The organism is Rudanella lutea DSM 19387 (assembly GCF_000383955.1).
Classification (GTDB): domain Bacteria; phylum Bacteroidota; class Bacteroidia; order Cytophagales; family Spirosomataceae; genus Rudanella; species Rudanella lutea.
The window spans coordinates 3,279,686-3,293,371 of the sequence record NZ_KB913013.1 but is presented as its reverse complement, the minus strand read 5'-3'; the positions used below and the strand labels follow the sequence as shown (position 1 = coordinate 3,293,371).

10 protein-coding genes are annotated in these 13,686 nt (G+C 55.7%); 4 read left to right on the top strand and 6 right to left on the bottom strand.

The window, feature by feature from the left end; translation table 11 throughout:
- Nucleotides 1-27 precede the first annotated feature (27 nt).
- From RUDLU_RS0113540 to RUDLU_RS0113515, 6 genes are all read right to left on the bottom strand, one after another.
- Nucleotides 28-741 carry a hypothetical protein gene (locus tag RUDLU_RS0113540; RefSeq protein ID WP_019988924.1) on the bottom strand — a complete coding sequence of 238 codons (714 nt, stop codon included), beginning with the start codon at nucleotides 739-741 and terminating at the stop codon, nucleotides 28-30.
- A gap of 171 nt (nucleotides 742-912) precedes the next feature.
- Nucleotides 913-1,797: a LytR/AlgR family response regulator transcription factor gene (locus tag RUDLU_RS0113535; protein ID WP_019988923.1), complete on the bottom strand. Its 885-nt coding sequence runs from the start codon at nucleotides 1,795-1,797 to the stop codon at nucleotides 913-915.
- Between the two features lie 6 nt (nucleotides 1,798-1,803).
- Entirely contained in the window at nucleotides 1,804-2,427 is a 624-nt protein-coding gene (locus tag RUDLU_RS0113530) for a rhomboid family intramembrane serine protease (protein WP_019988922.1), read from the bottom strand.
- Nucleotides 2,428-2,554: 127 nt separating this feature from the next.
- Nucleotides 2,555-3,541: a polyprenyl synthetase family protein gene (locus RUDLU_RS0113525; protein WP_019988921.1), complete on the bottom strand. Its 987-nt coding sequence runs from the start codon at nucleotides 3,539-3,541 to the stop codon at nucleotides 2,555-2,557.
- A 73-nt stretch (nucleotides 3,542-3,614) separates the two neighbouring features.
- A complete protein-coding gene (locus tag RUDLU_RS0113520; RefSeq protein ID WP_044130312.1) occupies nucleotides 3,615-4,388 on the bottom strand; it encodes a hypothetical protein in 774 nt (257 codons plus the stop codon).
- 167 nt (nucleotides 4,389-4,555) lie between these two features.
- Nucleotides 4,556-6,469, bottom strand: a complete 1,914-nt coding sequence (locus RUDLU_RS0113515; RefSeq protein WP_019988919.1) for a RecQ family ATP-dependent DNA helicase — start codon at nucleotides 6,467-6,469, stop codon at nucleotides 4,556-4,558.
- A 137-nt stretch (nucleotides 6,470-6,606) separates the two neighbouring features.
- Here RUDLU_RS0113515 and msrB point away from each other — a divergent pair, with 137 nt between their 5' ends.
- From msrB to RUDLU_RS0113495, 4 genes are all read left to right on the top strand, one after another.
- Nucleotides 6,607-7,002: a peptide-methionine (R)-S-oxide reductase MsrB gene (msrB, locus tag RUDLU_RS0113510; protein ID WP_019988918.1), complete on the top strand. Its 396-nt coding sequence runs from the start codon at nucleotides 6,607-6,609 to the stop codon at nucleotides 7,000-7,002.
- 100 nt (nucleotides 7,003-7,102) lie between these two features.
- A complete protein-coding gene (locus tag RUDLU_RS0113505; RefSeq protein WP_019988917.1) occupies nucleotides 7,103-9,802 on the top strand; it encodes a T9SS type A sorting domain-containing protein in 2,700 nt (899 codons plus the stop codon).
- Between the two features lie 178 nt (nucleotides 9,803-9,980).
- Nucleotides 9,981-11,258, top strand: coding sequence for a D-alanyl-D-alanine carboxypeptidase/D-alanyl-D-alanine-endopeptidase (locus tag RUDLU_RS0113500; protein ID WP_019988916.1), 1,278 nt, complete (start codon nucleotides 9,981-9,983; stop codon nucleotides 11,256-11,258).
- Nucleotides 11,259-11,362: 104 nt separating this feature from the next.
- A complete protein-coding gene (locus tag RUDLU_RS0113495; protein WP_019988915.1) occupies nucleotides 11,363-13,612 on the top strand; it encodes a S9 family peptidase in 2,250 nt (749 codons plus the stop codon).
- The last annotated feature ends 74 nt before the right edge of the window (nucleotides 13,613-13,686 follow it).

The following is a 13,686-nucleotide window of genomic DNA, read 5'->3' as shown; positions in this document are numbered from 1 at the left end:
GGCCTATACATCAAGCTATTGGGCTACCTACACGGCCACGCTGGTCCCTCTGGTTGCAAACTTCTTTTTGTAATGGGCTATTGTCCGGCCGATCATCATGCCACCAATAAGGGAGGGAGCAATCCAGCTTGCCAACGGTATCCACTCCGGAGCGTCGGTGGGCAGGAACCGCATATTGTTGTTCACCAGAAACGCGGTGAAAGCTGCAATGTATGACCCGGCCATGCGCGCGATGTGGTGAAAAAATGGAAACATGCGCGCTGTAGGTTTCCCGAAACGCCAGAAATCCTGCCCGGAAAAAACAAAGGTTGCCCCGCCAAAAAAGGTAAACAGAGTAGCTAAAAACGAACTCGTACCGGCAGTAATCAGCTGCAACCCGTAGCCCATCATACCTACGCTAACCAACAAAGTGATGTAGGTGAGCCAGCGGTCGAAGGAGGGGGGCGTAGTAAGGCTCAGCCCCGCCCGTTTCAGTACAATGGCCCGGTAACCGGTTGTACTCAGGTAAAAACTAAAGACGGCAACGCCGGTTAAGAACAGCCGAAATAGGGTGAACGGCTGCACAACAAATAGCAAAACGGCCGACAGGGCCACGTACGTCATACACCAGACATAAACAAGGCCGGTCCGGTTGTGCAGGCGGCTACCCTTTTGGGCAAGCATAGCCACAAGCCCCAGCAACAGGGCGAGACTTCCGGCAGCGACGTGGGTGATGAGCAGACTAGAAACAAGCGTTTTCATGACAACTTTGGTTGGCGATTAGTTGTCGCAAAGGTGCAGGGAGCTTTCCAACCGAGCCGAAAAATAGGGCCCAATGGCAGTTTTTGGGCTATTTGGCAAATTTGGGGACGTTTGACAAAGGCCCCAGGGACGTTTGGAAACTGGGGAGCTTATAGAAATGTCCGTCGGGCGTTACCCTTTCAGTCCGGCTACCAGCGTCTCGTTATAGCGCCGGGCTACGGGTACTTCCAATTCGCCCTGGAGAAGGTGAAGTTTGTACCCTTGTGCATTCCCCGTTACCCGTTCGACGCGGTCCAGATTAACCACATACGAACGATGGCAACGCACCAGCCGGGGCTGTTCCATCAGTTGCGACTCCAACCGGCTCAGGCTACTTCGGAGCAAAACCTTTTGCATACGCCGGTCTTTCAGAAAATAAACTGTGCAGTAATTATCACTCGACTCGATCAGAAGCAACTCGGTGGGCGAGAGGGTCAGCGAATCCTTGTCATTTTCGGCGATGAGGGTCACAGGCGCGGGCATTTGGGCCGGAGCTTGTTCGGCGGTGGGGCTTTCCCGATCAGGCGGCAAACCAACGGGATGCAACTGAGCGGCCAAATCTCGGTACGTCCGTAGCCGACGAATATACCCACCCACAATAACACCCGCAACCGGAAATACACCTACTCCGAGCGTCGCCAAAACACCCCAAATCAGGTTATCCAACGTAAAAGGTAATTTCGCGAAGAGGTTCAGATAGAAAAAGTTTCCGAACGTTACCTGTAACAAATTCAGCAACACAAAGCCGATGGCCCGCCCGACGGTCCAGTGTTGTTCGGCAAAAAACCGGGGAAACAGCGTCGGCCAAAGGGTAAAATGAATGGCTGTAATCACAAAGGAAACGAAGCCAAATCCGCAAATCTTCAGCCATTTGTAGTCAGTTTGCCACTCGGCCAGCCCGAAGGGCTGAAACACCACCAGAAACAACCCGACAAATAGCCCGATCAGCCCGGCAATGCGAATCTGAACCGCCGGAGGCTCAAGTACGGTGTAGGGCTGACGAAAAACGGACCACATACGTGTTTAGAAAAGCCGCCAACTGGAAATCTGCTCAAAAAACGAAGGCAATACGCCCGGAAATACGGCAATCATAAACACAATCCCGAACAGGGCGCCGTAAATGTGGGCGTCGTGATTCACATTGCCATACCCCCGGCGCGACTCGTAGAAGGAGTAGGCCAGATAGAAAATTCCGAAAATAAAGCCCGGCACCGGAATCGGAATAAACATCAGATACAGCGGGGTAAGGGGCCGGAACAGAATCGACGCGAAAATAATGGCCGACACCCCGCCCGAAGCACCCAACGAGTTATACCCCGGATTGTGACGGTGCTTGAAGAACGTGGGCAGATCAGACACGATAATGGCAACCAGATAAAACCCAATGAGCCAGATAGCCGACGATGCGCCGAACATAAACGCAAACAACTGCTCAATGTAGCTCCCGAAAAAATAGAAACTGAGCATGTTGAAAATCAGGTGCCCCCAGTCGGCGTGCAGAAAACCGGAGGTGAGCAACCGGTAGTACTGACCGCGCCGGGCCACCTGATAGGGGTTCATGATCCAGCGGTTCATCAGGTCGGGGTTGTTCCAGGCCCACACACTGATGGCAATCGTAACAACGATAATTAGTAGGGTGATGCTCACAGGGCTTTTGTTCGTTTGTGTAGACTGTTTGCTTGTTTGTCTGTCTATAGTTGTTCACTCGTTCGCTACAGGGCAGAAGCGTATAGAACAGACAAATAAACTTACCAGAGAAACCGATAACTACCTCTTAACTTTCGCGCTCAACCAGTTGATGGGCGAACTGAAGCAACAACTCCTTGCGGGCAGGCTCGGCCGAAACCTGCTCAAAGTTGGCAAAACCCTGCGCAAAATAGCTGCTGATGCGAGCCTCGGCAATCTGCCGAATACCCAGCTGATCGTAAATTTCCGTAACGGCTTTTACTTTCTCGGCCTTATCGAATTCGGTCCGGTTCAGCCAGCTGTGCAGTTCGGCTTTGAGAGACCCCTCTGCTTTTTCGAGGGCTTCGATCAACATAAATGTTTTCTTGTTGGCGATAATGTCGCCCCCCACCTGCTTACCAAATTTGGCCGGGTCGCCATACACATCGAGCAGATCGTCTTTCAACTGAAACCCAATGCCGATATTGATACCTCCCTCACGCAGGTGCTCCACACTGGCATCGTCGGCGCGGGCAATCAGGCCGCCCAGTTCGAGGGCAAAGCCGAGCAATACCGACGTTTTCAGCTTAATCATCTCGATATACTCGGCCTCGGTCACATCGGTACGGGTCTCGAAGTTCATATCGAGCTGCTGCCCTTCGCACACCTCGGCGGCCGTCCGGTTGAACCGGCTCATAACGCGCTTCAGAATTGGAGTTTCTACATCGAGCAACAGCTCGTAGGCATTCACCAGCATGACATCGCCCGACAGGATGGCGATGTTATGATTCCACTTTTCGTGAACCGTAGGCTGTCCCCGGCGCAGCGGAGCCTGATCCATAATGTCATCGTGCATGAGCGTGAAGTTGTGAAACACCTCCACGGCCAGGGCGGGCTTTACGGCTTTCTGCCAATCGTCGGTAAACAGATAAGCGCCCAGTAGGGTCATGAGGGGCCGCAGACGTTTGCCGCCCAGGTTCATGATGTAACGGATGGGGTCGTAAAGTTCGGCGGGCTGATCGCCGTACTGAGTATTCTGAAGTTGGTTGAGAAGGGCCTCTGAGAAAACGGCTGGATTGATTGACGGAGACGGCATAACACGGTGTTAAGGCTCAAAAATACACAAAACTGCCTTCTTCTCTGCCATCTTACTGAGTTAGGGCTCAGTACTACCAGCCAATTACCCGTTTGTACCGGCTGTCGGCTTCGGTTTTCATCAGCCGGGTTAGCCGCAGCGAGAGCGAAAAGTAGCCGTCGCGCCGTACCCGATTTCCCCGCTGATTACCCGGCTCATTGGGTGGCAACCCAATAGAAACCCGCCGGTCGGAGAGGGCTTGGCCCATGGGCGAAAGTGTGCTAAAGTCGGGATACACCGTACTGACATCGTCGAGGTAGTCGCTGAAAACAACTGTATAGCCAAACTCCAGCGACAGCCGGTACCGAAACCAGATGTAAGCCGGATGCCCAATCTGCAGTTTCAACACGGGCGGCACACGGCTGTAAGATACCCCCTCGGTACGCAGGGGCGGCAAGCTGACGAGTTTACCCAGATAGCCCGTCATGGTGTTCAGGTAGGTAAGCCCCAAACCGGCGTACAGGTAGGGGTTGAAAGTCCGTTCGCGCTGATCGGGCGGAAAAAGATCAGTTTGGATACCGGCCGAGATTTCGGGGTTCAGGCACACAAACGACAGGTTGTTGTACCAGACCCGCGTGCCCTCCTGGCGTCCCTGCAAAAAATAAAGACGCCCATCGGCCCGCGCCGACAGCCGATCGGCAAATCGATACAGCACTGAAGCCGAAGCCTCAGCACCAAGCCGGGGCCGGCGTAGTACGTCTTTTTCCTCGCTCATATCGCCCGCATACCGGGCCGCCCCTGCCTGAATCGCAACTGACCACGCACCGGGTGTATCTTCCCAGTATTTCCAGGGACGGTACTGAGCCATAGCCGCCGGGCTTACCAACGGGAAGAGGAAAAGGAGAAGGTATTTTTTCAAAACAAGTCAGCAGAAACGGTTGGGGGCGCAAATTAGTCAGATCGAGCCTATTATAGAACGAACGACCTCACCAATGGTCACAGGCCTGTTTGGCAACTAACCCGTTGGCCTTAGGTTTACTCAGGTCTGAGCGTCAGGTTGCCGCCAGCGTTGTACTGCAATACCTCCTCGGCCAGCATCTGCTGCACTGCCTGTGCCAGCACGTCGGCATTGGTCTGGGCAAAATAGTCGGCTAACTGGCGGGGCGACACCCCGGCACCGTCGGCCTGATGAACGTACTGCCACACCTGCTCCCGCACGGCCTGCGTAGGTTCGGGGCGGGGCTTTTTCTTCACACAATTGTCGCAAATACCGCAGGCTTCACCCGGCTCTTCGCCAAAATACGCTTGCAGCAGGCGGGTGCGGCACTGCGTGTCATTTTGCACATAGCGCAACATAGCCCTGACCTTGGTCATGGCCCGCTGCTTGCGTTCATCGAGGAGGTGGGTATCAATCGGCAGCCGGCTTGTATCGAACCGGGGGGTCAAAAACGTCAGTTGGGGCTTGTCTTTCTGCTTTTCGTAGATGAGCACGTTGCGTTCATGGAGCTGTTGGAGCATGGCCTCAATCTCTTTCTGATCGATCAGGAAGGCGCGGGCAAGGGCCGTCTCCGAAATCGTCATAAAATCGGTAAACAGCTCACCGCCATACATCCGCAACACGAGCTTAATGAACGGCTCGTAACGCGGATTTCGTAGCTGAAATTCATACAACTCCCGGTTGTTTACGCTCATCATCAGCCGCGAAGGCCGAAAATAACTTTCGGTCAGGCCAATAAACCCTTCGTGCTCCAGTTGCTTCAAGGCAAAGTGGGTGTCCTGCGGGGGCAACTGAAAATTAGTCACGAAGGTGTGCATATCGAAGTCGTAACTGGCAAACTGACCGGCCCCGGTGGGTACAGCGGTGTAGTTGGCCAAAGCCTGATACGTGCGCCGGATCAGCTCAACCGATGGGTACTGCTGCTCGGTGCGGGCCTCTACGGTGCTCAGGTCGGCGGGCGTGTATAGCAACACCGCATACGCTTTTTTGCCATCCCGACCCGCCCGGCCGGCTTCCTGATAGTACGCTTCGGGCGTGTCGGGCACATCGAGGTGCACCACCACCCGCACATCGGGCTTGTCGATCCCCATCCCGAAGGCATTGGTGGCCACAATCACCCGAATCTGGTTATTGATCCAGGCACTCTGCTTGGCGTCGCGTTGCTGGGTAGTAAGACCGGCATGGTAAAAATCGGCCGATACTCCGTTGCGATACAGAAATTCGGCCACCTGCTGCGTTTGTCGGCGGCTGCGCACATAGACCACCGCGCTGCCGGGCACATTGCCCAGGATCCGAAGCAACCGCGATTCCTTTTCGGCTTCGGGCAGGGCCGAGTAGGAGAGGTTGGGCCGCGCAAACGTCTGCCGAAACACGTGGGGGTTTTGCATCGCCAGCCGGGCCTGAATATCGGCCTGTACTTCGGGCGTGGCCGAGGCTGTGAGGGCAATGAGCGGCACCGGCTTGGGCAGCAGCGTGCGGAAATCGGCAATTTTGAGGTAGGGCGGCCGAAAATCATACCCCCAGGCCGAAATGCAGTGCGCTTCGTCGACGGCGATGAGGCAAATATTCATTTTCCGGGCGCGCTCAATCACGATCTCGGTTTGCAGCCGCTCCGGCGATACATACAAAAACTTGGTATTACCGTAAATACAGTTGTCGAGCGTAGCGTCGATCTCGCGCCAGTGCATACCCGAGAAAATAGCCGCGGCTGGTATATTCCGGCGTTTGAGTTGCTCCACCTGATCTTTCATGAGGGCAATGAGGGGCGTCACCACGATACAAACGCCCTCCATAACCAGCGTGGGCACCTGATAGCAAAGCGATTTGCCCCCGCCGGTAGGCATAAGCACCAGCGTGTCGTGCCCGGCCAGCACCGTATTGACGATGTCTTCCTGCAACGGCCGGAAGGCTGAGTAACCCCAATATTGCCGTAAAATGTCGTGTGGCGTCATGCAGTAGCAGCCTCTTACGGTACAAATTTACGCCAGAAGCAGACAATTGAGCCCATGAATTGTTTTTCTATCAACAACCGCAACGCTCACCGGCTGGCCCACGTACAGGCAGAGAGCGTGCTTAACGAGTCCTACACATGATTGAGAAAGTAATCAAGTCCGACGCAGAGTGGCGCGCCCAGCTGACGCCCGAACAGTACCGGGTAGCCCGCCAGAAAGGTACCGAACGACCGTTTACGGGCGCGTATTGCGAAAGCAAAGACCCCGGCACCTACGCCTGCGTGTGTTGCGGCACCGAGCTGTTCGAATCGACGCACAAGTTTGACTCTGGCACGGGCTGGCCCAGCTTTACCGAACCACTCGAAGCCGATCGTATCCGGTTCGAAAAGGACTACAGCTACGGCATGTATCGGGTTGAGGTGCTGTGCAATGTATGCGATGCCCATCTTGGTCACGTATTCGATGATGGCCCGCCCCCCACCGGCTTGCGATACTGCCTCAATTCGGTATCTTTGGTATTAAAGGGCTCCTGACCCTGCCGGGTGGCCCGCTGCATACCACAAACCCGGTTTTGTCGTTACCTTACCAAATCACTCTGTCTGTATTTGCTTTCACTCTTTACGTTATCTTCACATGCGATTTCTGTTTGCCGCCCGGCTGCTGACCTTCCTGGGTCTGTGGCTTGTGATGAGTTCGGCCTGGGGCCAAAAAACAGCCTCCCGTTCGGCTTATCAGCAATTCGCGATGCAGACGCGCCTGGACAAACCAGTCAGCACCACCTGTTTCGCCCGATTAGATAACACCAATTTCTATTCACTACCCGCCCCCGAGGCTTTTCTGAAAGCGCGCAACGCCCGCACAGCCGCCCCCCAGTCGTCGACGTTTATTGTCACCTACAACGGTTTTCCCGACAACGCCCGCGCAGCCTTCCAGCTGGCTGTTGATATCTGGCAGTCGGTGATCAAATCGCCCATTCCGATTCGGATGACCGCTAACTGGACTAACCTCGGGTCGCCCAGCCGCAACCGCGTAACGCTGGGGCAGGCCAGCCCGAGCGACTATTACCGGCTGTACGGCCCAACCCAGAAAACGGACGCATTTTACCCGATTGCTCTGGCCGAAAAAATTGCCCGGCGCGAACTGAACGGCACGGCTCCTGATATTCAGGCCAGTTTTAACAGCCAGGTGAGCTGGTATCTGGGCACCGACGGCAAGCCCGGTCCCACGCAGCTCGACTTTGTCACGGTGGTGCTGCACGAGATTGGTCACGGACTTGGGTTTGTGAGCGGCCGGAGTGTTGGTAACAACAACACTGCCAGCATTTTCACGTTCGTGTTTGATGCATTTGTCGAAAATGGACAGGGCCAAAAGCTAATCAACGAAACAATCTTCCCCGACAATTCGACCGCCCTGTACAACCAGTTTGTGGGCGATAACCTATTTTTCAACGGCCCGATTCTGCAACAGAAAACCGGTCAGAAAGCCCGCCTGTACGCGCCCTCGTCGTTTCAGCCGGGGTCAAGTACCTCGCACCTCGACGAGCGCACCTACCCCGACGGAAGCATCAACGAGCTCATGACGCCCGAAGCCAGCAACGGTGTGGCCAATTTTAACCCCGGCCCGCTTACCCTAGCCATGTTTGAAGATATGGAGTGGAAAACTACCTCCATTATTCACGAAACACCCCTGCGCGACAGTGAAGAGGTGATTGACCGCACACTGACCTTCGACGTCTTCAGCGACACCACGCTGGTTCCCAACTCGGTACGGCTCTTCATCGGGCGCGGAGCCGCAGCGGCCAACGTAGCCAGCTATTCGGCCGTAACGCCCACTCTGGTAGCGGGTTCAACCAATCGGTACAGCTATACGATTCCGGCCAGTTTGGCTACGGGTCGGATTGGCTATTATTTCCAGGTGCAGGACGCATCGGGCCGCACATTTACCAGCCCCGGCAAACTGTCGTCAACCGGTCAGCAGTTTATTTACGGAGCCACCCTCGGCCCCGACAATGTACCGCCAACCATTGCCCAGCTGGGCCTGCGCACTAATGGCCTGTTTACCTCGCCCACGGCAACTACTGTAGCCGGTACCAACAATTACTACGTGTTTACAAGTACCGATACCCTGAACGTCAGCGCCATTATCCGCGACGATCGGCTTACGGGTGTCGATACTGCCTATGTTGAGTACCAGATTAACGGCGTAAACCAGACGCCAGCCCCCATGCGGTACACCGAACAAATTCGGGAGCTTACCGATGGTTCAGCCCTGATCGATAGCGTGTACATGGCCCGGCTCCGGTTCCCGGCGGGTTCGCTCACGGCCGGTGGCCGTATTCAGTATCGGGTGGTGGCCCTCGACAGTGCCCGCGCCCGAAACCGGGTGGTATTTCCGGCACAGGGTTTCTACGATATTGCCGTAGTAGCCCCGCAAGCAACCGCCCGAACCAGTTACAGCACTTCATTTGCCGATCCGGTTGCCTCGGCCGCCGACTTTGTCACCAATGGCTTTACCGTTGGGCAACCGTCGGGTTTCCAAAGCCCGATGCTGCAATCGGAACACCCTTACCGCAACGGCAATACCTACGATTTTGAAAACAATACCTCGGCCGTACTGCTGGCCCCCATTCGGCTCAAAGCAAACCCCGACAGTGCCACCATCCGGTTCAGCGAAATTGCCCTCATTGAACCTGGTGAGACAGGTACCCGCTACGGCGATCCGGGCTTTTTCGACTATGTGATTGTAGAAGGTTCGAAAGACGGTGGCCGCACCTGGCAACCCATGATCGAAGGCTACGATGCCCGCGACAACAATGACTGGAACCGGACCTGGAACAACAGCCTGAGTGGCGTAAGCCCCGATATTAACTCCAGCGCGCCGGGTACACCGACTTTGTTCAAACAACGTGAAATCCGAATGCTCGAAACGGGCCTGTTCCGGCCGAACGACGTGGTGCTGATTCGGTTCCGGCTCTACGCCGATCAGCTTTCGTATGGCTGGGGCTGGGCCATTGATAATCTTCAGATTCAGGTACCGCCCCCACCGCCCATTCTGGCTACCGAACCCACCAAGTCGGTGCAGTTTACGGTGTACCCCAACCCATCGAGCAACGGCTCTATTCGGGTAGAGGCCAAACTCGCCAGGGCAGCCACCGAAGCCGGCCTTACCGTAACCAGCCCGATGGGCCAAACCCTGCGGACAATCTCACTACCGGTTCGGGGTACATCCATCAACGAAGCCATCGACCTGACGCAATTGCCCACGGGTCTCTACCTGTTGCAACTCAAAGTTGGTGATACTATCGAAACCAAAAAGATTATGATTGCCCGATAAGAGCCGCAAGCGGCTTTAGATGGGAACGCGGATTGAACAGGATCAAAAGGATTTTGACGGATTTCTTCTGGTGAGATCCGTTTAAACCCCTCCAATCTGTTTAATCCGCGTTCCCATTTTTTCGATCCGCGTTCCCATCTTTGTGTTTCCGCTTCAGCGGACAACACCTTCACGCCCCATGCGTTACCTACCCGCTATTCTGTTGCTTTGTCTGATTGGTTGCTCCCCTACAAAACGGCTTTCCCGAGACCTCCGCACGAATAGTCAGTTCACCGACCACGTTACGGGCTTTGCTCTTTATGATCCCGCTGGGCAGAAAACACTCGTAGCACACAATGCCGACAAGCCCTTTGTACCAGCTTCGAACACCAAACTGGTGAGTTTTTATGCCGGACTGCTTCACCTGCCCGATTCGCTTCCTGCCCTGCGGTACGTGATTCGGGGCGATTCGCTTATTTTCTGGGGAACTGGTAACCCTTTGCTCCTCCATCCCGACCTGCCCGACTCGGCAGCCATCCGGTTTTTGAGAAGTCGGTCGGAACGGTTGTTTTTTTCGGCGGCCAATTACGCTGGCCCCCGGTTTGGAGCAGGCTGGGCCTGGGACGACTACAACGATGATTATTCGTGCGAGCTGGCCCCGCTGCCACTGTACGGCAATTTTGCCCGGTTCAGCTTTCCTGACCGACGGCCCGACTTTACGGTTCAACCTGCTTTGTTTGCGGATAGCACCGTGCTGGCCCCACCGACGTGGCAACAGCGCGGGGTCCGGCGCGATGAAGACCGTAACCGATTTGTGCGACCTCCGGTTGGCAAGACACCCCGCCAGGATGTACCCTTTCGATGGTCGCCTGAGTTAGCGGCCCGGCTCCTGAGTGAGCAACTAAACCGGCCGGTTGGCGTAGTCAGGACAGCCCAACCCCGCTCAGCTACGTTATTGAGCGGCACGCCTACCGACTCGCTGTACAAGCGGATGCTGCAAATCAGCGATAACACCCTGGCCGAGCAAATTCTGCTGATGGCCTCCGCCCAGCGGGGCGACACCCTCCTCAACGCTCGCCGGATTATGAACCTGACCGACTCCGTCGCGTTTGGCAAGCGGACTGATATTCGCTGGGTCGACGGATCGGGGCTCTCGCGCTACAATCTGTTTAGCCCCAACAGCCTGATAGCGTTGCTGCGGCAACTCCAGGCCACTGTACCTCAACCTCGTTTGTTTGCCTTGCTGCCCGCAGCTGGTCAATCGGGTACGTTGCGGAGTCTGTACAAATCCAACACACCGTTCATCTTCGCCAAATCGGGCTCTATGAGCGGGGTTTATAACCTTAGCGGCTATCTTGTCACCCGAAAAGGCCGAGTGCTGCTTTTCAGCATGATGCACAACAATTTTACAGGGTCAGTATCGGAAATGCGGCAACGAACAGCCCGGTTTCTCGAGCAAATTCATCGTCAATTTTAAAACCAGGACCACCTCTCGAAACGAGGAATGGGGTCTTTACTTGTTTCCCAGATAGGTCATCTTTTCAAACAAGATGACATCTTTACCAAATTCTCTTCATCGCTATGCGCTTTAGACTTTTATTCTTGCTGTTGTTTCCAGCGGTTGTCTTTGCCCAGAAACAGAAAATTGTGGCTACCGACCTGACCCGTATCAAACAGGTAGGCGGCATCATGCTCTCGCCCGACGGTAACCGGGCGGCCTACACCCTCACTACCATTGAGCCGAGCGCGGACCAGGCCGCCGACGCCCGCACGGGTGAGTACGAGTACCGAACTCATATCTACCTGACTAACCTGAAAGCGGGCGATGCCAAAGCCCTCACGCGCGGCACCGAAAGCGCCCGTCAGCCGAGTTGGTCGCCCGATGGTAGCCGACTGGCTTTTGTCCGGACGGTGAAAGGGAAATCGCAGGTGTTTGTCATGCCGCTCGACGGCGGAGAAGCCTATCAGCTCACCGATAGTAAGTACGGGGCCAATAACCCGAGCTGGTCGCCCGATGGCAATCAAATTCTGTTTGAAGCTGGGGTATCATTTGCCGAAATGCTGAATGACACCCTGCTCAACCCCGGCCTGCGCACACCGTCGTGGTCGCTGGAGAAGCCCGGCTTTGCCAACAACGACTTTGTGAAGCCCAACAAAGCGATCAAAGCGAATCCGGATGGTTCGCTGGCTGAAATTCGGGCGTATCTGCAAAAAGACGTCGACGACAAGAAAGCCAAGGTAATTACGCGGCTCAACTTTCAGGGGGAGGCAACCACCGAGCCCGATATGAGCTTCACGCACCTCTACCTTGTGGATGTACGCGACGGCACCCCGACCGAACGCATCCCGGCCCGGCCTATCACTCGTGGCTTTTACTCGTTCAACTCATCAGGCTGGTTCCCGAACGGGCAGCAAATTGTGGCCGTTACGAAGCGCGATACCCTCAAACACCCCGACCGCGAGCAGGCCAACGCCATTGTGGTGATTGCGGCCGACGGCAAAAGTCGACCCACGGTGCTGATGGGGCAGGAGGGGCGCAGTTACTTTTCACCCGAACTCTCGCCCGATGGCACGCAGATGGCCTTTTTGAGCAGCCCCACCGAGGGTGTCAACGTGGGTCAGATGGGCATTGCCACGCTCAACGGTACAACCGTGTCGGGTACCCAGATTATTCCGTTCGACCGCTCGGCGGGTAACTTTAGCTGGGCAACCCTGCCTGTAGCCGCACGGGGTCGCCGGGCTACAACAACGGGAGCAGCTTTGTACTTTACTGCCCCATCGAACGGAGGTTTTCCGTTGTATCGGCTCAACCCGGTCACCAAAGAAATTACCCAACTCACCCCGTTTGAGAAAGGTGTCAGCAGTTTCGATGCCGCATCGGGCCGGGTTGTCATGGCCTTGACCGAGGTAGCCAATCCCTCAGAACTGGTGATGGCCGATGCCGACGCCAAAAACCCGGTTGTTCTGACAGGCCACAACGACTGGGTTAAGCAAAAAGCACTCAGCTTCCCCGAAAAACGGGTGTACACCAACTCCAAAGGGCAGGCGGTTGACTACTGGATTATGAAGCCCACCGCTATTGCCAACAGCTCAACGGGCGACACCAAAAAGTATCCGCTCCTGCTGAACATGCACGGTGGACCCTCGGCTATGTGGGGGCCGGGCGAGGGGTCGATGTGGCACGAGTTTCAGTACATGTGTGCGCAGGGCTACGGCGTTGTGTACGCTAACCCGCGCGGATCGGGCGGGTACGGCGAAGCCTTTTTACGGGGTAATGTGAAAGACTGGGGCACCGGTCCGGCCGAGGACGTGCTGGCCGCAGCCACCGATGCCGCCAAGGCACCCTGGGTCGATACGGAGCGGCAGGTAATTACCGGCGGCTCGTACGCAGGCTACCTCACGGCCTGGATTGTGGCTCACGACAACCGATTCAAAGCGGCCTTTGCCCAGCGGGGTGTGTACGACCTGACCACATTTATGGGTGAGGGCAACGCCTGGCGGCTGGTACCCAACTACTTCGGTGGCTATCCCTGGCAACCCGAAACCCAGAAAGTACTCGACGCGAACTCGCCGTATTCGTTTGTCGAGAATATTCGGACCCCGCTGCTTATCAAACATGGTGAGAACGACCTCCGGACGGGCGTTATTCAGAGTGAGATGATGATGAAGAGCCTTAAGGTGCTGGGTCGGCCGGTTGAGTATGTACGGATGCCCGGCGGTACGCACGAGCTGAGCCGGTCGGGTAATGTGCGGCAGCGGATCGACCGGATTCTGCGGATTTACGAGTTTTTTGAACGCTACGTAGGCGAGCCTACCGGCACTGTAAAATAAGTTCTGTTGAATTGAAAGCACGAAGGCCACGCAGGATTCCCGATTTTGTGTGTTCTTCGTGCTTCGTTGTTTAT

What these genes read in the sequence shown, in the direction of transcription:
- RUDLU_RS0113540 (WP_019988924.1), bottom strand. Translation starts at nt 741, where the DNA reads ATGAAAACGCTTGTTTCTAGTCTGCTCATCACCCACGTCGCTGCCGGA.
- RUDLU_RS0113535 (WP_019988923.1), bottom strand. Translation starts at nt 1,797, where the DNA reads ATGTGGTCCGTTTTTCGTCAGCCCTACACCGTACTTGAGCCTCCGGCG.
- RUDLU_RS0113525 (WP_019988921.1), bottom strand. Translation starts at nt 3,541, where the DNA reads ATGCCGTCTCCGTCAATCAATCCAGCCGTTTTCTCAGAGGCCCTTCTC.
- RUDLU_RS0113520 (WP_044130312.1), bottom strand. Translation starts at nt 4,388, where the DNA reads ATGGCTCAGTACCGTCCCTGGAAATACTGGGAAGATACACCCGGTGCG.
- RUDLU_RS0113515 (WP_019988919.1), bottom strand. Translation starts at nt 6,469, where the DNA reads ATGACGCCACACGACATTTTACGGCAATATTGGGGTTACTCAGCCTTC.
- msrB (WP_019988918.1), top strand. Translation starts at nt 6,607, where the DNA reads ATGATTGAGAAAGTAATCAAGTCCGACGCAGAGTGGCGCGCCCAGCTG.
- RUDLU_RS0113505 (WP_019988917.1), top strand. Translation starts at nt 7,103, where the DNA reads ATGCGATTTCTGTTTGCCGCCCGGCTGCTGACCTTCCTGGGTCTGTGG.
- RUDLU_RS0113500 (WP_019988916.1), top strand. Translation starts at nt 9,981, where the DNA reads ATGCGTTACCTACCCGCTATTCTGTTGCTTTGTCTGATTGGTTGCTCC.
- RUDLU_RS0113495 (WP_019988915.1), top strand. Translation starts at nt 11,363, where the DNA reads ATGCGCTTTAGACTTTTATTCTTGCTGTTGTTTCCAGCGGTTGTCTTT.